The organism is Allobosea eneae, assembly GCF_042657265.1.
Classification (GTDB): domain Bacteria; phylum Pseudomonadota; class Alphaproteobacteria; order Rhizobiales; family Beijerinckiaceae; genus Allobosea; species Allobosea eneae.
The window spans coordinates 76374-96175 of record NZ_JBHSLW010000035.1; the positions used below are offsets into that span (position 1 = coordinate 76374).

General features: G+C 64.8%; 21 protein-coding genes. 13 read left to right on the forward strand and 8 right to left on the reverse strand.

The features are described from left to right. Nucleotides 1–5: 5 nt before the first annotated feature. Nucleotides 6–2003, forward strand: coding sequence for a thioredoxin domain-containing protein (locus tag ACFPOB_RS21550; protein WP_377800441.1), 1998 nt, complete (start codon nucleotides 6–8; stop codon nucleotides 2001–2003). An 83-nt stretch (nucleotides 2004–2086) separates the two neighbouring features. Here ACFPOB_RS21550 and rho read toward each other — a convergent pair whose 3' ends face one another. The 3 genes from rho to hemE form a co-directional block, all read right to left on the reverse strand. Continuing rightward, a complete protein-coding gene (gene rho / locus ACFPOB_RS21555; protein ID WP_091835939.1) occupies nucleotides 2087–3352 on the reverse strand; it encodes a transcription termination factor Rho in 1266 nt (421 codons plus the stop codon). Between the two features lie 218 nt (nucleotides 3353–3570). Next, complete coding sequence (hemJ, locus tag ACFPOB_RS21560) at nucleotides 3571–3996, reverse strand: protoporphyrinogen oxidase HemJ (protein ID WP_377800442.1); 426 nt, start codon at nucleotides 3994–3996, stop codon at nucleotides 3571–3573. An 11-nt stretch (nucleotides 3997–4007) separates the two neighbouring features. After that, nucleotides 4008–5033: a uroporphyrinogen decarboxylase gene (gene hemE / locus ACFPOB_RS21565; protein WP_377800443.1), complete on the reverse strand. Its 1026-nt coding sequence runs from the start codon at nucleotides 5031–5033 to the stop codon at nucleotides 4008–4010. 465 nt (nucleotides 5034–5498) lie between these two features. Between hemE and ACFPOB_RS21570 the strand changes: the two genes are divergently transcribed. The 5 genes from ACFPOB_RS21570 to dnaQ are packed head-to-tail and all read left to right on the forward strand — an operon-like array spanning nucleotide 5499 to nucleotide 9142. Further along, nucleotides 5499–6329: a pyruvate, water dikinase regulatory protein gene (locus ACFPOB_RS21570; RefSeq protein ID WP_377800444.1), complete on the forward strand. Its 831-nt coding sequence runs from the start codon at nucleotides 5499–5501 to the stop codon at nucleotides 6327–6329. Next, nucleotides 6326–6949 carry a Maf family protein gene (locus ACFPOB_RS21575; RefSeq protein WP_377800445.1) on the forward strand — a complete coding sequence of 208 codons (624 nt, stop codon included), beginning with the start codon at nucleotides 6326–6328 and terminating at the stop codon, nucleotides 6947–6949. The genes ACFPOB_RS21570 and ACFPOB_RS21575 overlap by 4 nt, the downstream gene beginning before the upstream one ends. 16 nt (nucleotides 6950–6965) lie before the next feature. After that, nucleotides 6966–7799 carry a shikimate dehydrogenase gene (locus ACFPOB_RS21580; protein WP_377800446.1) on the forward strand — a complete coding sequence of 278 codons (834 nt, stop codon included), beginning with the start codon at nucleotides 6966–6968 and terminating at the stop codon, nucleotides 7797–7799. 22 nt (nucleotides 7800–7821) lie between these two features. Continuing rightward, nucleotides 7822–8433, forward strand: a complete 612-nt coding sequence (gene coaE, locus ACFPOB_RS21585) for a dephospho-CoA kinase (protein ID WP_377800447.1) — start codon at nucleotides 7822–7824, stop codon at nucleotides 8431–8433. 1 nt (nucleotide 8434) lies between these two features. Next, nucleotides 8435–9142 (forward strand): DNA polymerase III subunit epsilon, encoded by a 708-nt coding sequence (gene dnaQ, locus ACFPOB_RS21590; protein WP_377800448.1) that lies wholly within the window; start codon nucleotides 8435–8437, stop codon nucleotides 9140–9142. Nucleotides 9143–9235: 93 nt separating this feature from the next. On the opposite strand, the gene ACFPOB_RS21595 is transcribed toward dnaQ, so the two are convergent. Together ACFPOB_RS21595 and secB are read right to left on the reverse strand one after the other, a co-directional pair. After that, nucleotides 9236–9979, reverse strand: a complete 744-nt coding sequence (locus ACFPOB_RS21595; RefSeq protein WP_092163270.1) for a TerC family protein — start codon at nucleotides 9977–9979, stop codon at nucleotides 9236–9238. Between the two features lie 150 nt (nucleotides 9980–10129). Then, nucleotides 10130–10633, reverse strand: a complete 504-nt coding sequence (secB, locus tag ACFPOB_RS21600) for a protein-export chaperone SecB (protein WP_092163272.1) — start codon at nucleotides 10631–10633, stop codon at nucleotides 10130–10132. Nucleotides 10634–10875: 242 nt separating this feature from the next. Here secB and ACFPOB_RS21605 point away from each other — a divergent pair, with 242 nt between their 5' ends. Genes ACFPOB_RS21605 through ACFPOB_RS21625 form a run of 5 tightly spaced genes read left to right on the forward strand, consistent with a single transcriptional unit; the run spans nucleotide 10876 to nucleotide 14748 of the window. Beyond that, entirely contained in the window at nucleotides 10876–11601 is a 726-nt protein-coding gene (locus ACFPOB_RS21605) for a Tim44/TimA family putative adaptor protein (RefSeq protein WP_377800449.1), read from the forward strand. Then, nucleotides 11598–12758, forward strand: coding sequence for a murein transglycosylase A (gene mltA, locus ACFPOB_RS21610; protein ID WP_377800450.1), 1161 nt, complete (start codon nucleotides 11598–11600; stop codon nucleotides 12756–12758). The genes ACFPOB_RS21605 and mltA overlap by 4 nt, the downstream gene beginning before the upstream one ends. A gap of 3 nt (nucleotides 12759–12761) precedes the next feature. After that, the gene (locus tag ACFPOB_RS21615; protein WP_377800451.1) at nucleotides 12762–13319 is read left to right on the forward strand and encodes a Smr/MutS family protein; all 558 of its coding nucleotides are present in this window, start codon (nucleotides 12762–12764) and stop codon (nucleotides 13317–13319) included. Beyond that, the gene (locus ACFPOB_RS21620; protein ID WP_377800452.1) at nucleotides 13319–13693 is read left to right on the forward strand and encodes a helix-turn-helix domain-containing protein; all 375 of its coding nucleotides are present in this window, start codon (nucleotides 13319–13321) and stop codon (nucleotides 13691–13693) included. Before ACFPOB_RS21615 ends, ACFPOB_RS21620 begins: the two co-directional genes overlap by 1 nt. 56 nt (nucleotides 13694–13749) lie before the next feature. Continuing rightward, nucleotides 13750–14748 (forward strand): adenosine kinase, encoded by a 999-nt coding sequence (locus ACFPOB_RS21625; RefSeq protein ID WP_377800453.1) that lies wholly within the window; start codon nucleotides 13750–13752, stop codon nucleotides 14746–14748. 18 nt (nucleotides 14749–14766) lie between these two features. Here the strand turns inward: ACFPOB_RS21625 and hemA are convergent, their stop codons facing one another. Then, complete coding sequence (gene hemA / locus ACFPOB_RS21630) at nucleotides 14767–15978, reverse strand: 5-aminolevulinate synthase (RefSeq protein ID WP_377800454.1); 1212 nt, start codon at nucleotides 15976–15978, stop codon at nucleotides 14767–14769. Nucleotides 15979–16185: 207 nt separating this feature from the next. On the opposite strand from hemA, the gene ACFPOB_RS21635 reads away from it, so the two are divergent. Continuing rightward, complete coding sequence (locus tag ACFPOB_RS21635; protein WP_377800455.1) at nucleotides 16186–17817, forward strand: HAL/PAL/TAL family ammonia-lyase; 1632 nt, start codon at nucleotides 16186–16188, stop codon at nucleotides 17815–17817. Nucleotides 17818–17951: 134 nt separating this feature from the next. Here the strand turns inward: ACFPOB_RS21635 and ACFPOB_RS21640 are convergent, their stop codons facing one another. Together ACFPOB_RS21640 and ACFPOB_RS21645 are read right to left on the reverse strand one after the other, a co-directional pair. Next, the gene (locus ACFPOB_RS21640) at nucleotides 17952–18584 is read right to left on the reverse strand and encodes a pyridoxamine 5'-phosphate oxidase family protein (RefSeq protein WP_377800456.1); all 633 of its coding nucleotides are present in this window, start codon (nucleotides 18582–18584) and stop codon (nucleotides 17952–17954) included. Beyond that, entirely contained in the window at nucleotides 18569–18781 is a 213-nt protein-coding gene (locus ACFPOB_RS21645) for a hypothetical protein (protein ID WP_377800457.1), read from the reverse strand. Before ACFPOB_RS21645 ends, ACFPOB_RS21640 begins: the two co-directional genes overlap by 16 nt. An 80-nt stretch (nucleotides 18782–18861) precedes the next feature. Between ACFPOB_RS21645 and ACFPOB_RS21650 the strand changes: the two genes are divergently transcribed. Further along, the gene (locus ACFPOB_RS21650; RefSeq protein WP_377800458.1) at nucleotides 18862–19707 is read left to right on the forward strand and encodes a hypothetical protein; all 846 of its coding nucleotides are present in this window, start codon (nucleotides 18862–18864) and stop codon (nucleotides 19705–19707) included. The last annotated feature ends 95 nt before the right edge of the window (nucleotides 19708–19802 follow it).

Sequence of the window (19802 nt, forward strand, 5' to 3'; positions counted from 1 at the left end):
CGCCAATGAACCGCCTGAAACACGCCGCCAGTCCTTATTTGCTGCAGCACCAGGACAACCCCGTCGACTGGTGGGAATGGAGCGATCAGGCCTTCGCGGAAGCACGCGCCAGCAATCGCCCGGTCCTGCTCTCCGTCGGCTATGCCGCCTGTCATTGGTGCCATGTCATGGCGCATGAAAGCTTCGAGAACCCCGCTATTGCCGCGGTGATGAACGAGCTCTTCGTGAACATCAAGGTCGATCGCGAGGAGCGGCCCGACATCGACCATGTCTATATGAGCGCTCTTCATACGCTGGGAGAGCAGGGCGGCTGGCCGCTGACCATGTTCCTTGACAGCCAGGGCGCACCGTTCTGGGGCGGCACCTATTTCCCGCCGACCTCGCGCTATGGCCGGCCGGGCTTCATCGACGTGCTCCGGCAAATTGCTGGCATCTATCGCAGTGACCGCGAGCGCGTCGGTCGCAATGCTCAGGCGATCGGCGACGCCCTGCAACAGAGCCTCCAGCGAATTGCCGAGGCTGACGAACCCGATCTCAGCCACCTCGCCAGCCAGATCGCTCGTCGCTTCGATCGCGACCATGGCGGGCTCGGCGGCGCGCCGAAATTCCCGAACCCAGGACTGATCGAACTGCTCTGGCGCCATGGCAGCCGCGCCGGCGATGATGCCTCGCGCGAAGCTGCCAATCGCACACTGCTACAGATGGCGCGCGGCGGCATCCATGATCATCTCGGCGGCGGCTTCGCTCGCTATGCCGTCGACGAGCGCTGGCTCGTGCCGCATTTCGAGAAGATGCTCTACGACAACGCTCAATTGCTGCCGCTCTATGCGCTCGAGGCGGCGCGGACCGGCGACCCGCTTCTGCTGGAAGCTGCAGACGGGATCGTCGCCTGGCTGAAGCGCGACATGCTCCTGCCGGACGGCGCCTTCGCCGCCAGCCTCGATGCCGACTCGGAAGGCGAGGAGGGCAAGTTCTATGTCTGGACGCTGGCCGAGCTGGCGGCGGCTCTCGGGCCGGAAGGCGCCGCGCTCTTCGCCCGCCACTACGACGTGACCGCCAGCGGCAATTGGGAAGGCCATGTCATCCTCAACCGGCTGGATACGCCCGATCCCACTCCGGAGATCGCCGAGAGGCTGACGGCGCTCCGCACGCAATTGCTGGCCGTGCGCAGCCGGCGCGTTCCGCCCGGCCGTGACGACAAGATCCTCGCCGACTGGAACGGGCTGATGATCACCGGCCTCGCCCGAGCCGCAGGCCTTCTCGGCCGCGACGATTGGATTAAGCTCGCCGCCAACGCCTTTCGTTTCATTACCGAATCAATGACTGATGACAGCGGCCTCGCCCATTCCTACCGCGCTGGTCGCCTGATCGCGCCGGGCTTCGCGCTCGATCACGCGGCCATGGCGGAAGCCGCGATCGCCTTGCACGATGCCACCGGCGAGCAGCACTACTTCGCGCTTGCCCGGCGCTGGACCAGGCATCTCGATCAGCACTACCGTGAGGCCAACACGGGGCTCCTGCGGATGACTCGGGCCGACTCGGCGGCGCTGCCGGTCGTACCCAGGCCGACTCACGACGATGCCGTGCCCAACGCCAACGGGCTGCATGCCGGCAACCTGCTGCGGATCGCAGCGCAAACCGGCCAGCCCGGCGACCGCGCGGTGGCCGACCAATTCCTGGCGGTCCTACTCGCAGCAGCCGCACATGCGCCGATGGCGCATGGCTCGGTCCTCAACGCCTATGATCTCGCCCGCAACGGCGTCGAGATCGTGCTCGCCGGTCCTACTAGGGAATCCTTCAGGCAGACCGCTCTGGCACTACCGCATTTGACGACGATGCTGGTCGATTGTCCCGACCCGGACGGATTGCCGCCGGAGCACCCGGCTCATGCCTATGCCAAGCAAGCCGGCAACGGCGCCGCTTTCGTTTGCCTGCACGGCCGCTGCCTGCCGCCCGTCATGGAGCCGAATCGATTAGCGGACGCGGTCGCTGGCGCCCGCTGAATGCCACGCAAGGCAGCACCCATGAAAAAGGCCTCGGACGCAACGCCGAGGCCCTTTCATTTCGCTGCGGCGGTGGTCGCCGCTCAGGTGTTCATCGAGTCGAAGAACTCGGAGTTCTGCTTTGTCTGGCGCAGCTTGTCCAAGAGGAACTCGATTGCATCCTGCGGGCCCATCGGATTGAGGATGCGGCGCAGCACATAGGTCTTCTGCAGATCGGAGCGTGGCGTGATCAGCTCTTCCTTGCGGGTGCCGGACTTGATGATATCGATCGCCGGGAAGATGCGCTTGTCGGCCACCTTGCGGTCAAGGATGATTTCCGAGTTACCGGTGCCCTTGAACTCTTCGAAGATGACTTCGTCCATGCGGCTGCCGGTATCGATCAGCGCCGTGGCGACGATGGTCAGCGAGCCGCCTTCCTCGATATTGCGGGCGGCGCCGAAAAAGCGCTTCGGGCGCTGCAGGGCGTTGGCGTCGACACCGCCGGTCAGCACCTTGCCGGAGGACGGCACCACCGTGTTGTAGGCGCGGCCGAGCCGGGTGATCGAATCGAGCAGGATGACCACGTCGCGGCCATGCTCGACCAGGCGCTTGGCCTTCTCGATCACCATCTCCGCGACCTGGACGTGGCGGGTTGCCGGCTCGTCGAAGGTCGAGGATACGACCTCGCCCTTGACCGAGCGCTGCATGTCGGTGACTTCCTCAGGGCGCTCGTCGATCAGCAGCACGATCAGATAGCACTCGGGATGATTGGTCGTGATCGACTGCGCGATGTTCTGCAGCAGCACGGTCTTGCCGGTGCGCGGCGGCGCCACAATCAAAGCGCGCTGGCCCTTGCCGATCGGTGCGACGATGTCGATGACGCGCGGCGAGAAGTCCTTCTTAGTCGGATCCTGCACCTCGAGCCTGAGCCGCTCGTCGGGATAGAGCGGCGTCAGGTTGTCGAAGTGGATCTTGTGCTTGATCTTCTCCGGATCCTCGAAGTTGATCGTGTTGACCTTGAGCAGGGCGAAATAGCGCTCGCCATCCTTGGGGCCGCGAATCGGACCCTCGACCGTGTCGCCGGTGCGCAGGCCGAATTTCCGGATCTGCGAGGGCGAGACATAGATGTCGTCGGGGCCCGGCAGATAATTGGAATCGGAGGAGCGCAGGAAGCCGAAGCCGTCCTGCAGCACCTCGACGACGCCCTCGCCGAGGATTTCGGTTTCCTGGGAAGCGAGCTGCTTCAGGATGGCGAACATGAGCTCCTGCTTGCGCATGGTGCTCGCATTCTCGACCTCCATGCCTTCGGCGAAGGTGAGCAGCTCGGTCGGCGACTTAGCCTTGAGTTCGTGGAGCTTGATTTCCCGCATGGGGTACCCGGAGTAACGGGCCCGCGATCAGGCAGGCCGGACGGCAGTGGAGGGATCGACGGGACGAAAGGCCTGAAGGCCCACTTGTCAGGACGTCGTGTCGGCCGAGAAAGCAGCCGCGGCACGAGCCGTCGACGATAAGGAAGGACGCGTACGAAAAGCGCAGAGGCTTGATAACCGCTTTCCCCGAATCGCTCAAGCGGGAAACCGCGGCGATCTCAGAACGGCTTGACGATCACCAGGATGACGATGGCCGCCATTAGCAGCGCCGGCACCTCGTTGAGGATGCGATAGAAGCGCGCCGGCTTGTCGTTGCGGTCCTCGGCAAACGCCCTGACCCTGCCGGTCAGATAGCCATGGATGCCAGAGAGGACAAGGACCAGCGCGATCTTGCCGTGCAGCCAGCCGCCCTTGAAGCCGAAGCCGCTCCAGGCGAGGTAGAGCCCGAGCACCCAGGTTGCGATCATCGCGGGGTTGATGATCCCCTTGAGCAGCCGGCGCTCCATGATCTTGAAGGTCTCGGACTGGATGGAGCCCGCCTGCGCCTCGGCATGATAGACCATCAGCCGCGGCAGATAGAGCATCCCGGCCATCCAGGCGATCACCGCCATGACGTGGAAAGCCTTGATCCATTCGTAAGCCATGGCGAAGTCCTTTAGGCGCGCACCAACTCGACCAGCCGCTCGACATGAGCGATCGGCGTGTCCGGCAGGATGCCATGCCCGAGATTGAAGACGAACGCCCTATCGCCGAATGCCGCACGGATGGCCGCGATCTCGCGCTCGAGCTCGGTCCCACCCGCCCGCAGCAGCTCCGGATCGAGATGGCCCTGAACCGGGACCAATGGCTGGATCGCCTCGCGCACGAAACTCCGGTCGATCTCGGTCTCGAGCCCGACGGCGTCGACACCGGTCGCGCGAACATAATCCGGGATGCCGGCCCCCGCTCCGCGTGGAAACCCGATGATCTTCACCTGCGGATGGCGCGCCCGGACCAGATCGACGATCCGTTTGGTCGGCTCGATGCACCAGCGCCTGAAATCCTCCGGCCCGAGCGAACCCGCCCAGCTGTCGAAGATCTGGACGGCATCGACCCCGGCATCGATCTGCGCATTGAGATAGGCGGCGGAATTGACCACCAGTCGATCGATGAGCCTGGCGAAGAGGGAGGGGTCGCGCCGAAACAGCTCCTTGGCCGGCCCCTTGTCCGGGGTACCGCGCCCAGCCACCATGTAGGTCGCAACGGTCCAAGGCGCACCGCAGAAGCCGATCAGCGGAGTCCCGACAGGGAGGGCTGCCTTCACTCGCCGCACAGTCTCGTACACCGGCGCCAGCACATCCTGATCGATTTCCGTGCGGATCTCGCCGAACCGAGCTTCATCAGCAATCGGCTCCAGCCTCGGCCCTTCGCCCTGTGCGAACCAGAGCTTCTGGCCGAGTGCATGCGGGATCACCAGGATGTCGGAGAACAGGATCGCGGCATCAAACCCGAAACGCCTGATCGGCTGCAAGGTAACCTCGGCTGCCCATTTCGGATTATAGCAGAGATCGAGGAAGCCACCGGCCTCGGCGCGAAGCGCGCGATACTCCGGCAGATATCGGCCAGCCTGACGCATCAGCCAGAGCGGAGGCTTGGGGAGTGTCTCGCCGGAGAGAGCACGGAGGAAAAGGCTGTCGGTCATGAAGCGCACCGGGCTATCCGCCCTTCGTTCTAAAAAGAATCTTTTCTAAGAGAGTCTTCTGTTTTGACTCTTGGATGGGGGCACATAGCCCGCCCCAAGATTGTCCACAACCGGTCCACAGGTCGCACGCCGGCCGGCCGGCAGCCTCTGACCAGGCTGATCGAGTCTTAAGAGTTTCTTAACGAATTGGATTTCGTTCGTTGGCGCGGTTTGCCGCCGCATCCAAAAATGATTCACGTGAAACATCTCAATTCCCCCCACAGCTCGATGCCTGTTCAGTCCTGAGCTGGGTTGTCCCAGCCCGCCGGGACAGATCTTCGGAAGAGCCGGTTTATCCCCAGAGCTCCCCAACCCTGTGGATCGCCGCACCTTCCCCTCCCTCTCCATCGAATCGAAAAGGGATTCCCAGGTCGGCGGAACCACTCTAGAGCTGAATCAGAGCAAAGGCCGGGGGCGACGGTAGCCGTGGCGCGCAATTACTTTCACCTGCACCTGGTCTCCGACGCGACCGGCGAGACCCTGATCGCGGTCAGCCGCGCTGCTGCTGCGCAATACGAAGCGGTCTCGGCGATCGAGCACGTCTATCCGCTGGTCCGTTCCGAGAACCAGCTCTCGAGGGTCCTGGCCGAAATCGAATCCTCGCCCGGCGTGGTGCTCTATACCCTGGTCGAGCCGGAATGGGCGGAGCGGCTGGAAGCCTTCTGCCGTGACATCGGCTGTCCCTGCCTGTCGGTGCTGCAGCCCGTGCTGTCGCTGTTCCAGTCCTATCTGGGGCAGGCCTCGGCCCCACGCCCCGGCGCGCAGCACATGCTCAACGCCGAGTATTTTCGCCGTATCGACGCGATGAATTACACGCTGATGCATGATGACGGGCAGCTCGGCGGTGATCTCGAAAGCGCCGACGTCATTCTCGTCGGCATCAGTCGGACATCGAAGACGCCAACCAGCATCTATCTCGCCAACCGCGGCATCAAGACCGCCAACATCCCATTGGTGCCGAACGTGCCGTTGCCGGTTGAGCTCGATGGCCTGAAGAAACCCTTGGTCGTCGGCCTCGTCGCCAGTGCTGAGCGCATCATCCAGATCCGGCAGAACCGGCTTCTTTCGCTGAAGGCAGATGACGAGACGCCCTATGTCGATCCCGATGCTGTCGCCGAGGAGATCACCCAGTCGCGTCGTCTCTGCTCCCGCAGGGGCTGGCCGGTCATCGACGTCACTCGTCGTTCGATCGAGGAGACGGCGGCCGCGATCCTCGACCTGCTGCGCGATCATCGCATGAAGTTTATCGCGACGTGAGCGGGCGGGCGACATTCTGGCGCGGCGATGCGCCGCTCATCCTCGCCTCCGGGAGCGCGACGCGCTTGCAGCTGCTGGAGGCGGCAGGGCTCCCGGTCGAGGTGATCAGGCCTGATGTCGACGAGCGCGCGGTCGAAGCGGAATTCATCGCCATGGGCTGCCCGCCTGCCGGCGTTGCCGCGGCACTGGCGGAAGCCAAGGCCTTGTCGGTCTCGCCTCGCTATTCCGGTCGGATCGTCCTGGCCGCCGACCAGATGCTGATCTGCGAAGGCCGGCCGTTCCACAAGCCCGAGGACGCCGCTGCTGCCATCCGGCAGGTCGCCATGCTCGCGGGCCGCAGCCATGAGCTCACTTCGGCCTTTGCCTTGGCCCGCAGTGGCCAGATCGTCGGTCGTGGGAGCAGCAGCGCGACGCTCGCCATGCGGCCGCTGACGCCGGAGTTCATCGAGGGCTATGTCACGGCGGCTGGTCCTGCCGCGACGAGCAGTGTCGGGGGGTATCAGCTCGAAGGCCTCGGCATCCATCTGTTCGAGGCGATCGAGGGTGACCATTCCACCATCCTCGGCCTGCCGATGCTGACTCTACTCGCCGCATTGCGCAGCCTCGACCTCGCGAGATGACCTTCGTTTTGAGATCATGACCAGACGCTGCTTCATCATCGGCCATCCCGTCGCGCATTCCCGTTCACCGCTGATCCATGGCCACTGGCTTGCCGAGCACGGCCTCGCAGGCAGCTATGAGCGCGTCGATGTCCCGCCGGCCGAGATGCCGTCCTTCATCGCCCGGCTGCGCGCTGGGGAGTTCGTCGGCGGCAACGTCACCGTGCCGAGCAAGGAAGTCGTGCTGCCTCTGCTCGACGAGGCCAGCGCGACGGCACGCGCCATGGGCGCGGCCAACACGCTCTGGATGGAGAATGGTCGGCTCCATGGCGACAATACCGACGCCTATGGCTTCCTCGCTCATCTCGACGCCTGCGTACCAGGCTGGGCGCAGCGGAGCGTAGCGGCGCTGGTTCTCGGCGCCGGCGGCGCGGCGCGCGCCGTGATCCACGGCCTCGTCGCTCGCGGCCTGCGTCGCATCCTTCTGGTCAACCGTAGTCCCGAGCGCGCGCTCGAGCTGGCAGAGGCGTTTCCGAAGGTGGTCGAGGCGCGTGCCTGGCAAGAGGTCGCCGCGCTCGTCGGCGAGAGCAGTCTGATCGTCAACACGACCTCGCTCGGCATGCATGGCCAGCCGCAGCTGGAGCTCGACCTCTCGGCCTTGCGCCCCGGCACGATCGTCGACGACATCGTCTATGTGCCGCTGGAGACATCGTTGCTCGCTGAGGCCAGGCGCCGCGGCGGTATTCCGGTCGATGGCCTCGGCATGCTGCTGCATCAGGCAGTACCCGGTTTCGAGCGTTGGTTCGGCGTCCGCCCGCAGGTGACGGCGGCGCTGCGCGCTAAGCTCGAAGCCGATATTCCCGGCGCATGAGCCCGATGGCGGAGACGCTGCGATGACCTACCTGCTCGGCCTCACCGGCTCGATCGGCATGGGCAAATCGACGACATCGGCGATGTTCCGCGCGGCCGGCGTACCCGTCCATGACGCCGACCAGGCGGTGCATGACCTCTATGCCGGCGCTGCAGTACCGCAGATCGAGGCGGCCTTCCCAGGAACGACGACCAATGGCGTTGTCGACCGGGCCAGGCTTTCCGCCGCCGTGCTCGGCCGCCCCGAAGCGCTGACGAAGCTCGAGGCAATCATCCATCCGCTGGTCCGTGCCAAGGAACAGGCCTTCCTGGTCGAGGCTCGCAGGAGTGGCGCGACCGTTGCGGTGCTCGACATACCGCTTCTGTTGGAGACCGGTGCGGAGGGGCGTTACGACGCGGTCGTCGTCGTCACGGCTCCGGCTGAGGTCCAGCGCAAGCGCGTGCTCGGCCGCCCCGGCATGACCGAAGAGAAATTCGCAGCGATCCTCGCCCGTCAGATGCCTGATGCGGAGAAGCGGCGCCGGGCCCACTTCCTTGTGGACACCTCGCATGGGCTCATGGCCGCCGAGCGCCAGGTCCGCTCTATCCTCAACGCCGTCGCCGGCCGCTTCGGCCGGTCGCAAAGGGCGGGCTGACATGCGCGAGATCGTTCTCGATACCGAGACCACCGGCGTCGACGCCCTGAAAGGTGATCGCATCGTCGAAATCGGTTGCGTTGAGCTGCTCAACCACTGCCCGACGGGCCGCAATTATCACGTCTACATCAATCCCGAGCGGGACATGCCTGAAGGCGCCTTCAAGGTGCACGGGCTGTCGGAAGCCTTCCTCTCCGACAAGCCGGTCTTCGCCGCGATCGCCAGCGAGTTCGCCGCCTTCATCGCCGATGCCAAGCTCGTCATCCACAACGCGGCCTTCGACGTCGGCTTCATCAACATGGAGTTCGGCCGGCTTGGCCTGCCGCCGATCGTGCCGGCGCTCGTGGTCGACACGCTCGCCCTGGCCCGGCGCAAGCATCCCGGCGCCAGCAACAGCCTGGACGCGCTCTGCTCGCGTTATGGGATCGACAACAGCCGCCGCACCAAGCACGGCGCGTTGCTCGATTCGGAGATCCTGGCCGAGGTCTATATCGAGCTGATCGGCGGCAAGCAGACCAGCCTTGGCTTCGGCAGCGCAGCTGCAGGAAAGGCGGGTGCCGGGGCCGCGCTCGCAATCGAGCGTCCAGTGCGCCAGCGCCCGCTCGCGGTGCGGCTGACACCGGAGGACCTGGCGGCCCATGAGGCCTTCGTGCTGAAGCTCAAGGGGCCGCTCTGGCGTGGCTATCTCGGGGTACCCGAGGAGGCGTAGCTTCAAGCGTCATTCTCGGGCGACGCGCAGCGACGACCCGAGAATCTCCTGGTTGAGATGCTCGGGACAAGCCCGAGCATGACCGGCGGATTACTACCCGCCCCGCTTCCGGCTCGCCCGGCGCGACATCATGTTCAGCCCCTCGATCAGGGCCGAGAAGGCCATGGCGGCGTAGATGTAGCCCTTCGGGATATGGGCGCCGAAGCCCTCGCCGATCAGCGTGCCGCCGATCATCAGCAGGAAGCCGAGCGCCAGCATCACGATCGTGGGGTTCTTGTCGATGAAGCGCGCCAGCGGGTCGGCCGCGAGCAGCATCACCAGCACGGCGACGATGACGGCGATGACCATCACCGGGATATGCTCTGTCATGCCGACGGCGGTGATGATGCTGTCGATCGAGAAGACGAGGTCGAGCAACAGGATCTGGAAGATCACGCCGCCGAAGGTCACTGCTGCGGCTGCGCCGCCGTCGAACATGTCGGGTCCGTGATCGGGATCGACCTTGTGATGAATCTCCTTGGTCGCCTTCCAGACCAGGAACAGGCCGCCGGCGATCAGGATGAGATCACGCCAGGAGAAGGCTTTTCCGAAGACCGAGAACACCGGCGCGGTGAGCTGCACGATGAAGGCGACGGTCGAGAGGAGGCCGAGGCGCAGGATCAGCGCCAGGCCAATGCCGATCCGCCGGCCGCGCGCGCGCTGGTGCTCGGGCAGCTTGTTGGTCAGGATCGAGATGAAGATGAGGTTGTCGATACCGAGGACGACCTCCATGGCGATCAGGGCGCCAAGCGCCGCCCAGACTGCCGGGTCGGCGGCGAGCGTCATAAGGGCATCCATGGAGTCGTGAACCTCGCGGGTACGGCGCGCCAGTATGGCGGCCTCTGGCCCGCGGGAGATGGAAACGCTCCGGCGATTTACAACCTCCTCACCAACAAAAAAGAGCCCCGAAGGGCCCTTATCTGTCGCATTCGCGATATCGGCCGCCGATCAGGCGTTAGGCACGCCCTGCTGCGCCTGCATCTCTTCGACGCGCTGGCGGTAGAGGGAAGCGAAGTCGATCGGGTCGATATAGAGCGGCGGGAAGCCGCCATTGCGCACGGCTTCAGCCACGATCGCACGAGCGAAGGGGAAAAGCAGGCGCGGGCAGTCTATCATCACGACAGCGTGCATCTGCTCCGGCGGCACGCCGAGGATGCGGAAGACGCCGGCATAGCTCAGCTCGAAGGCGAACAGCGTCTCGTCGTTCAGCGTCGCCTTGCCCTCGAGCGTCAGGATCGTCTCGACGTCGTTGTCGCCGAGCGCATTGGCGTGGACGTTGACCTGGAGGCCGATCTGCGGCCCGCTCTGTTGCTGCTGCTGGATCAGCGAGCGCGGGGCGTTAGGGTTCTCGAAGGAGAAATCCTTGATGTATTGGACCAGCGTGTTGAGGCTGGGCCCCTGCTGGTCGGCGGCGCCGGCGCCGTTGCCGTTTTCGTTGGCCATCGGTCCCATCATGTCTTCTAAAAATCCTCGGGAAATTCCGTGCCGTGGCCGGAATTGCCCGGCGAGGCAGCGACGCCGGGCCCGCGTCGGCTATCATGGCGGCGGGGCCGGCACAAGCGAAGCGCGCTTTAGCGCCCTTGTCGCGCCCCGGGGGTGGATGTTACGAGCCTCCCACACCATATCCGTTCGATGACGGGCGACAGAAGCGCGCCCGCGCGGGAACGAGTTTTCGAGGTTCGGATCAGCCGGCGATGCAGAATTTCGATATGACGACCCTGGTCTTCCTGGCCCTGGCCGTTTTTGTCGCCTGGAAACTGCGCTCCGTGCTGGGCCAGAAGACCGGGCACGAAAAGCCGCCTGTGGACCCGTTTGCGCGGCGCGAGACGCCGCCGCTGCGGCCCGATCAGCCGTCGAATGGCGAGCGACGCGACAATGTCGTCCGCCTGCCCGGTGCCGCCAACGATGCCGCGGCTGCCCCAGCGGCCGATGCCGAGCGCTGGAAGGATATCGCGGCGCCCGGCTCGCCGATCGCCGTCGGTCTCGATGCCATCGTCCGTCAGGAGCCGCGTTTCGAGCCCCAGGGTTTCCTCGTCGGCGCGAAATCGGCCTATGAGACCATCGTCACCGCCTTCGCCCGCGGCGACCGCAAGACCCTGAAGGGCCTGCTCGCCAAGGAAGTCTATGACGGTTTCGAGCAGGCGATCGCCGAGCGCGAGAAGCGCGGCGAGAAGGCGGAGTCCAATTTCGTCTCGATCGACAAGGCTGAGATCGTCGCCGTCGACGTCAAGGGCAAGGTCGCACAAGTCACGATCGCCTTCGTCTCGCAGCTGATCAGCGCCGTCCGCGACGCGCAGGGCAACGTTGTCGACGGCAGCGCCGATGCGGTCTCGGAGGTCAACGACGTCTGGACCTTCTCGCGACAGCTCGGCAGCCGCGACCCGAACTGGCTGCTGGTCGCCACCGAATCGGCCGCGTGATCCGTGCGACCGGTCTGGCTCTGGGGCTGCTGGCCGCAGCGATCGCGATGACCGGTGCGGACGCTTCCCCTCCACCTCTGCCGATGGGCGCCCGGGCTGAATCCGTGGCGCCCGCTGCGCTCGCCGGCTGGGGCGCCGACGACCAGCTCGCGGTTTTGCGCCTGTTCGCACAGGGCTGCGAGACTGACCCGCCACTGCGGCAAGGCGCCCTTCCGCCACCGGCTTTGCCGGCCTTATGCGCGAAGGCAGCCGCTCTGCTCGCTGCCGATGCATCCGCCGCTGCGGCCCGCCGCTTCTTCGCGGACAATTTCGCCTTCTGGCGCATCCGTCCGGCCGGTGCGGAACGTGGCTTCATGACCGGTTATTTCGAGCCCGAATTCGAGGGCTCGCTGACCCGCTCCGATGCCTTCCCGACGCCGCTCTATGGCCGCCCGGCCGACCTCGTGACCAAGATGCCGGGCGATGACTGGCCCGGCCTCGACCCGGCCCTGACCTCGGCGCGCCGGACGGCGAAGGGGCTGGAGGCCTTCCCCGAACGCGCGGCGATCGAGGAGGGCGCGCTCGCCGGCCAGGGCCTCGAAATTCTCTATATGCGCGATCCCGTCGATCGCTTCGTCCTGCAGGTCCAGGGTTCGGGCCGCATCCGCTTGCCGGACGGCAAGGTGACGCGCCTGGTCTATTCGGGCCGCAACGGCCACCCCTACACCTCGCTCGGGCGTGAGCTCAGCCGTCGCGAGAACATCCCGCCCGAGCAGATGACGATGGACAAGCTGATCGCCCGGCTGAAGGCCGATGCCGGTTTTGCCCGCGATCTGATCCGGCTCAATCGCTCCTTCGTTTTCTTCGCCCGGAATGACGATCTTCCGCCTGAGTCCGGTCCGATCGGCGGCGCCGGCCTGCCGCTGACGCCGCTGCGCAGCATCGCGGTCGACCGCTCGCTCTGGCCCTATGGCATGCCGGCCTGGATCGAGAGCGAGATCCCCGACGGCAAGGGCGGCAGCGAGAAGCTCGCCCGGCTGATGCTGGCCCAGGATACCGGCACCGCGATCGTCGGCCCGGCCCGGATCGATCTCTTCGTTGGCTCCGGCGCGGAAGCCGGCCATCGTGCTGGCCTGATCCGGCACCCTGTCGACTTCGTTGTGCTCTGGCCACGCTGAGCCATGCGCCGGCGCGGCAAGCTCCTCTCCGAGGCGGAACTCGCGCTCTGGCGCCAGGTCGCACGCACGGTGAAGCCGCTGGCCGGCCGTACGCCGGTCGAGCCTGAACCGGAATCAGCACAGGCCAAGCCTGCTCCGATTGGGGACAACGTTTCGCCTCCAGCCATTCTGACACCAGCCCGGCCCGCCAAGCCGGCACCGCCGCCCTTGGTTCCGCTGGACCGGCGGATGCGCACGCAGTTGCGCCGCGGCCAGCAGGGCGTCGAGGCGGTGATCGACCTGCATGGCCTGCGCCAGGAGGCAGCGCACAGTGCCTTGCGCGGCTTCCTGCGCCTGCAGCAGCAGCGCGGCGCGAGGCTCGTGCTGGTGGTGACCGGCAAGGGCATCGCCGGCGATGTCCCTTATGGCGAGGAAAGGGGCATCCTGCGCCGCAACGTTCCGCACTGGCTGCGCCTGCCGGATCTGCGCCCGCTGGTTCTCGGTTTCGACGAGGCCGAGCAGCGCCATGGCGGTGCCGGCGCCCTTTATATTCGCCTGCGCCGCAGCCGGGAGATCGGCTGATGACGCCCTTCGGCCGCCGCGTCCGGCAATTGCGCGCCGCCCGCGGCGTCACCCTGGCGCAGATGGCGCAGGCGCTCGGTGTCACTCCGGCCTATCTCTCGGCTCTGGAGCACGGCAAGCGCGGCCAGCCGACCTTCACCCTGATCCAGGGCGCTATCCATCATCTCGGCGTGATCTGGGACGAGGCCGACGAACTGATCCGCCTCGCCGAGCTCTCGCATCCGCGCATCGTGATCGACACCGCCGGCCTCGAACCGGAGGCGACCTTGTTCGCCAACCGCCTCGCCCATGAGGTGCAATGGCTCGGCCCGTCCGATCTCGCGGCGCTGACCTCGATCCTCGACAGCGCCGCGCGCCGCCGCGGCAGCGCTTGACCTGACCTGTCGTCAATGCAACACGCCGCCATCCTCCCGCCATCACGGATCGTTCAATGACCTCCAAGCGCTATGACGTGCTCGCCCTGGGCAATGCCATCGTCGACGTCTTCGCCGCGGCGGAGGAAGATTTCCTGGTGAAGTACGAGCTGGTCAAAGGCTCGATGGCGCTGATCGACGAGCCGCGGGCCGAGCTGCTTTATGGCGCGATGGGGCCGGGCAAGGTGGTCTCGGGCGGCTCGGCCGCCAACACCATCGCCGGTCTAGCCTCCTTCGGCGGCAAGGGCGCCTTCATCGGCAAGGTCAAGGCTGACGAGCTCGGCCAGCTCTATCGCCACGATCTGACCTCGCTCGGCGTCGCCTTCGACACGGCCGCGGCGACGGAGGGCCCGGCGACTGCACGCTCCTTCATCATCGTCACGCCCGATGGCGAGCGCACGATGAACACCTATCTCGGCGCCTGCCAGGGTCTGACGCCGGCCGATGTCGATCCCGCTACTGTCGAGAACGCCGACATCGTCTATCTCGAAGGCTATCTCTGGGATCCGCCGGCGGCCAAGGATGCCTTCCGCAAGGCCTCCGAACTCGCCCATAAGGCCGGCGGCCGCGTCGCCATCACCCTGTCGGATTCCTTCTGCGTCGACCGCTATCGCGACGAGTTCCTCGGCCTGATCCGCAATCGCATGGTCGATCTCGTCTTCGCCAACGAGCACGAGCTGAAGAGCCTCTACCAGAGCGCGGACTTTGACACGGCGCTGGCAGGGCTGCGGGCGGAGAACATCCTCGCGGTCATCACCCGCTCTGAGAACGGCGCGCTGGCGCTGACGCCGGATGGCGTCGTGGCCGAGCCGGTCTTCCCGGTCGAGCGCGTCGTCGATGCGACCGGTGCCGGCGATCTCTTCGCCGCCGGCTTCCTGCACGGCCTGACCTCGGGCCGCGACGCCCGCGACTGCCTGCGGCTCGGCGCGCTCGCCGCCGCCGAGGTCATCAGCCATGTCGGCGCGCGCCCGGACGTCAGCCTGAAGACGCTCGCGGGCAATAACGGCCTGCTCTGAGGAAAAGGGTCGGGCGGCTCAGGCCGCCCGCTTCAGCCCCGTCGCGCTCCAGATCTCGCTGAGGGCCCCGACAAGCGTGGCGATATCCTCGTCGCAATGCAGCGGCGTCGGCGTGATCCGCAGGCGCTCGGTACCGCGTGCCACGGTCGGATAGTTGATCGGCTGGACATAGATCGCGAAGCGCTCCAGCAACTCGTCGCTGATCCGCTTGCACAGCCCGGCATCGCCGACCATCACCGGCACGATATGGCTGGGGTTGGTCAGATGCGGGATGCCGGCCTGATCGAGCTGGCCACGGAGCTTGCGCACCCGGTCCTGCTGGCCCTCACGCTCGGCCGAGCTCGTCTTGAGATGTCGTATCGCGGCGAGCGCGCCGGCGGCGAGCGCCGGCGGCAGCGAGCTCGAGAAGATGAAGCCGGAGGCGAAGCTGCGGATGAAGTCGCAGAGATCAGCCGAGCCGGTGACATAGCCGCCCATCACGCCGAAGGATTTGGCCAGCGTGCCCTCGATCAGATCGAGCCGGTGGCTCAAGCCCTCATGCTCGCTGACGCCGCCGCCGCGCGGTCCGTAGAGCCCGACGGCATGGACCTCGTCTATATAGGTCAAGGCCCCGAATTCCTCGGCGAGATCGCAGAATTCGGCGATCGGCGCGATGTCGCCATCCATCGAATAAACTGATTCGAAGGCGATCAGCTTCGGCCGGGCAGGATTGATGCTCGCGAGCTTGCGGCGCAGATCCTGCGGGTCGTTATGGGCGAAGATCAGCTTCTCGGCCCGCGAATGCCGGATGCCCTCGATCATCGAGGCATGGTTGGCGGCGTCGGTCAGTACGACGCAGCCGGGAATGCGCGCGGCCAGCGTCGAGAGCGAGGCCCAGTTCGACATGTAGCCGGAGTTGAACAGCAGCGCGGCGTCCTTGCCGTGCAGGTCGGCGAGCTCGCGCTCCAGCAGGACATGGTAGTGGTTGGTGCCGGCGATGTTGCGGGTGCCGCCGGCGCCGGCACCGCAAGCATCGAGTGCCTCGCGCATCGCGGCGAGCACGGCCGGGTGCTGGCCCATGCCGAGATAGTCGTTCGAGCACCACACGGTGACCTCGCGCGGCCCGTTCGGACCGTGGAAGGCGGCGCGCGGAAAGCGGCCGGCGCGGCGCTCGAGATCGGCAAAGACGCGGTAGCGACCTTCGGCCTTGAGGCCGTCGAGCTCGCTGCGGAAAAAGGCTTCGAAATCCATGAGTGACGCTCCTGGCGGCACCTTTGAGGGATTCCAGGCACGCGGTAAAGGCGCGCCAATGTCGCGCCGCGACAAGGCCACGGTGGCCTATTCTAGCGCAAGCTGCGGCGCATCGCACAAGGTGCTTTTCGTTTCGCGGCGGGAATGGGCCTTTCCCTTTGGCGTGCCGGCCAGTTAGATCGGCGGCAAAGCTGGGAAGGACAGGCCATGGCGGTAACGATCGACGGACGGACCCTGAAGGGCAAGCAGGTGCTGCGTGTGGCCCGGCCCGGGCCCTCCGGCCGCTATGAGAAGGCGACGCTGGCCAGGTCCGCCCGTGACGCGATCGCGGCGACACGGGCTCATATCGACGCCAATTTCATGAACGACGAAGCTCCGTTCATGTACTCCTTCAACACCGGCGTCGGCCTGTTCAAGGACCAGCGCGTGCTGATGTCGGAGATGACCGAGTATCAGCGCAAGAGCGTCTATGCTCACGCCACCGGCATCGGCGAGCCCTTCCCGGAGGATGTGACGCGCGCCACCATGCTGCTGCGCGCCAATGCCTTCGCCTCGAACTATTCCGGCCCGCAGGTCGCCTTGGTCGAGCGCTTGCTCGCCTGCCTCAATGCCGGCGTCCACCCGGTGATCCCGCAGAAGGGCTCGGTCGGCGCCTCCGGCGATCTCGCCCCGCTCGCCCATATGTCAGCCGCGGTCTGTGGCTTCGAGGAGGGCGAGGCGATTTACAAGGGCAAGCGGATGAAGGCTCGCGAGGCGCTGGCCAAGGCCGGGCTCGAGCCGGACTTCAAGCTCGGCGCCAAGGACGCCTCGGCCCTGATCAACGGCTCGACGGTGTCGCTGGCGCTTGGCGTGCTCGCGACCGAGGACGCCAAGCGCCTGATCAAGGCGGCCGATATCGGCCTTGCGCTCTCGCTCGAAGCGATGCGCGGCGAGCTCGCTGCCTTCGATCCGCGCGTCCATGCCGCCCGCCCGCATCCCGGCCAGGCGCTGGTGGCGCGCAACCTCGTCAAGATCACGCAAGGGTCGAAGCGCTGCTCGGCTTCCGCTCGCGAGACGATCTATCCCGACGAGATCGGCCGCACGCCGGGGAAGCCGCCGGCGCCGCGCGTGCAGGACGTCTATTCGCTGCGCTGCGCCCCGCAGGTGCACGGCCCGGCCCGCGAGGCGCTGGATTATGTCAGCCGCATTATCGCGACCGAGACCAATTCGGCGACCGACAATCCGCTGATCTTCCCCGAGGACGACGGCTACCGCGTCATCTCCGGCGGCCATTTCCACGGCCAGTACGTCGCGCAGGCGATGGACCTGCTCGCCATCGCCATGACCGATCTCGGCTCGATCTGCGAGCGGCGGCTCGCCCGCCTGGTCGATCCGACCTTGAGCTACGGCCTGCCGCGCAACCTGCTCGCCGGCAAGCGCGGCCTCAACACCGGCTTTGCGACCGTGCAGTGCTCGATGTCGGCGCTGGTGATGGAGAACCGCACGCTGTCCTCGCCGGGTTCGGTCGATTCGATCCCCGGCAAGTCCAACGCCGAGGACCATGTCTCGAACTCGACCTGGTGCGGCCGCAAGGCGCGCACCGTGGTCGAGAATGTCGAGATGATCATTGCCGCCGAGATACTGATGGCCTGCCAGGCGCTCTCGCTGATCGCCGAGACGGCCAAGGCCCACCCGCTCGGCAAGGGCACGCAGGCGGCTCTGGATGCGCTGCGCGAGACGATCCCGCCGGCGCTCGACGGCGACCGCTGGTACGCCGCCGAGATGAACCAGGCCACGGCTTTGGTGCGCTCGGGCGCAATCGTCGAGGCGGTCGAGGCGGCAGTGGGGGCCTTGGAGTAAGGCGGAAGCGTCGCCTTCCTCGTCATGGTCGGGCTTGTCCCGGCCATCCACGTCTTCCTTTGAGCAGGGCGGTGTTCAAGACGTGGATGCTCGCCACAAGGGCGAGCATGACGGGTGTGCGTGTCAGACGCTCCTTAGTACAATGTCGCCCTGACCCGCTCCGGCAGTGCCTTGTCATAGGCCTCGCCGTCGAACGTCTCGGTCGCCGCCCGCGCCGAGATGTCGCGTAGGATCGTGCCGGCGCTCGGCAGCGAGCGCTTGTCGACCTGCATAGCGGGGTTCCAGAGATCGGCGCGCACCACCGCCCGCGAGCATTGGAAGTACGCCGCTTCGACAGTGACGACGATCACGCAGGCCGGCAGTTTTCCGGCCATCTCGAAGCGCGCGCACAGCTCCGGGTCGGTCGAGAGCACCGCGGTGCCGTTCACACGCAGCGTTTCGCCGTAACCGGGGATCAGAAAGAGCATTCCGACCCGATTGTCGGACAGAAGATTTTTCAATGAATCCAGTCTGTTATTGCCTCTTCGGTCCGGAATCAGCAGCGTTTTGGCGTCGCTGACCGTGACAAAGCCCGGCAAATCCCCGCGCGGCGAGCAATCCAGCCCGTCCGGACCGTTGGTGGCGAGCACAAAAAACGGCGAGGCCGCGATCAACGCGCCATAGTTGGCGTCGATGTGATCGATCTCCTTGATGACCGAAGCCGGCGCGATCGGGTTTGGATAGAGCGCGGCGAGCTGCTCGGGCGAACTAATCAACGATGCGCGCATTCATCAACGCGATCGTTAAGAGCACTCGCTTCCTCCACCGGTCCGCTAGTGCGCTGATCGATAAAAGTCTGGATATTAGCTTTGAGTTTATCGGCAGCTTCAGCTGTCATCAAAAGAAAATAGGAATTATCACTGCTTTGAAGCATGTCACGCATGCTCGACAGGACCCAGCTCTCACGTTCCTGTTTAACGTGCATAGCCGAAGCTCCCATATTGACAACCGAATTGTAAAGATACGAATCAGTGTACCATTTGTTCCCTCTGAGGTGAATCGTTTATGAGCCTTGGCCCACACAAATTTCCGCAAGAAGTATTTTTAGCATTTGCTGGGCCAGTTGGATCGAATATGGCCGGGGCAATCGACAAGTTTAAGAGAGAGTTAAAAGCATATGACTTTGAACCGGTAGAAATACATATAACAAATGGCCTGTCGACCTACTTTAATGATATACCGAGTACGTTTAGCGGGCACAAAGAAAGGTATGATACTCTTATTGGAGCAGCAAATAAGCTACGACGTTTGACTAAAAAACCAGATGTAATGACGTACCTAGCTCTTTCCGCAATTTCTGAGAAGCGGAAAGAGATAATTGCACGGGATAATCCGAGTAAAATAGCCTACCTCATAAGGCAGATCAAGCGACCAGAGGAAATAATAGCTTTTAGAAATGTCTACAATCGTTCCTTCTACACAATATCACTTTATAGTGATAGGGACGTTAGATTAGAACGCACCGTTTCTGAGATAAAAAAGAAGTCCAGAGGCAGAATTGAAAATGACAAGGCTCATTCTGAAGCTGAAGACTTACTTAGAACTGACGAGTTTCAGGAAGAAGAAAATCTAGGACAAAATCTAAGAAGTGCGTTCCCACTGGCAGATGTATTTATTGATACGACCCAGAATGACGACGTTGGTACTCAAGTTGAGAGGTTTTGTAAGATTCTATTCGGCGCGAACGATCAGAGCCCGACCCGCGACGAATATGGAATGTATATGGCTAAATCAGCGTCTCTTCGTTCCCTTGATTTGTCTCGGCAGGTCGGCGCAGCAATTTTTTCAGAGCGAACTGAAATAAAAACGCTGGGGTGCAACGAAGTGCCGAGCGCTCGTGGAGGAACTTAGAGCCCGTCCCGAAAGGGTTGAGCGACTGGGGCACTCGTGATTCCAAGGGGTTGTTCAGGCCATCTTGGAGCGAGCGATGTGGACCCCAGCCACTC

Excerpts from the sequence above, each read along its gene's own strand:
- ACFPOB_RS21620 (WP_377800452.1), top strand. The coding sequence starts at position 13,319 with ATGACGCCCTTCGGCCGCCGCGTCCGGCAATTGCGCGCCGCCCGCGGC.
- ACFPOB_RS21650 (WP_377800458.1), top strand. The coding sequence starts at position 18,862 with ATGAGCCTTGGCCCACACAAATTTCCGCAAGAAGTATTTTTAGCATTT.
- ACFPOB_RS21595 (WP_092163270.1), bottom strand. The coding sequence starts at position 9,979 with ATGGATGCCCTTATGACGCTCGCCGCCGACCCGGCAGTCTGGGCGGCG.
- hemA (WP_377800454.1), bottom strand. The coding sequence starts at position 15,978 with ATGGATTTCGAAGCCTTTTTCCGCAGCGAGCTCGACGGCCTCAAGGCC.
- secB (WP_092163272.1), bottom strand. The coding sequence starts at position 10,633 with ATGGGACCGATGGCCAACGAAAACGGCAACGGCGCCGGCGCCGCCGAC.
- ACFPOB_RS21605 (WP_377800449.1), top strand. The coding sequence starts at position 10,876 with ATGCAGAATTTCGATATGACGACCCTGGTCTTCCTGGCCCTGGCCGTT.
- rho (WP_091835939.1), bottom strand. The coding sequence starts at position 3,352 with ATGCGGGAAATCAAGCTCCACGAACTCAAGGCTAAGTCGCCGACCGAG.
- ACFPOB_RS21615 (WP_377800451.1), top strand. The coding sequence starts at position 12,762 with ATGCGCCGGCGCGGCAAGCTCCTCTCCGAGGCGGAACTCGCGCTCTGG.
- ACFPOB_RS21640 (WP_377800456.1), bottom strand. The coding sequence starts at position 18,584 with ATGCGCGCATCGTTGATTAGTTCGCCCGAGCAGCTCGCCGCGCTCTAT.
- dnaQ (WP_377800448.1), top strand. The coding sequence starts at position 8,435 with ATGCGCGAGATCGTTCTCGATACCGAGACCACCGGCGTCGACGCCCTG.
- ACFPOB_RS21625 (WP_377800453.1), top strand. The coding sequence starts at position 13,750 with ATGACCTCCAAGCGCTATGACGTGCTCGCCCTGGGCAATGCCATCGTC.
- hemJ (WP_377800442.1), bottom strand. The coding sequence starts at position 3,996 with ATGGCTTACGAATGGATCAAGGCTTTCCACGTCATGGCGGTGATCGCC.
- coaE (WP_377800447.1), top strand. The coding sequence starts at position 7,822 with ATGACCTACCTGCTCGGCCTCACCGGCTCGATCGGCATGGGCAAATCG.
- ACFPOB_RS21645 (WP_377800457.1), bottom strand. The coding sequence starts at position 18,781 with ATGCACGTTAAACAGGAACGTGAGAGCTGGGTCCTGTCGAGCATGCGT.
- ACFPOB_RS21580 (WP_377800446.1), top strand. The coding sequence starts at position 6,966 with ATGACCAGACGCTGCTTCATCATCGGCCATCCCGTCGCGCATTCCCGT.
- ACFPOB_RS21635 (WP_377800455.1), top strand. The coding sequence starts at position 16,186 with ATGGCGGTAACGATCGACGGACGGACCCTGAAGGGCAAGCAGGTGCTG.
- hemE (WP_377800443.1), bottom strand. The coding sequence starts at position 5,033 with ATGACCGACAGCCTTTTCCTCCGTGCTCTCTCCGGCGAGACACTCCCC.
- ACFPOB_RS21550 (WP_377800441.1), top strand. The coding sequence starts at position 6 with ATGAACCGCCTGAAACACGCCGCCAGTCCTTATTTGCTGCAGCACCAG.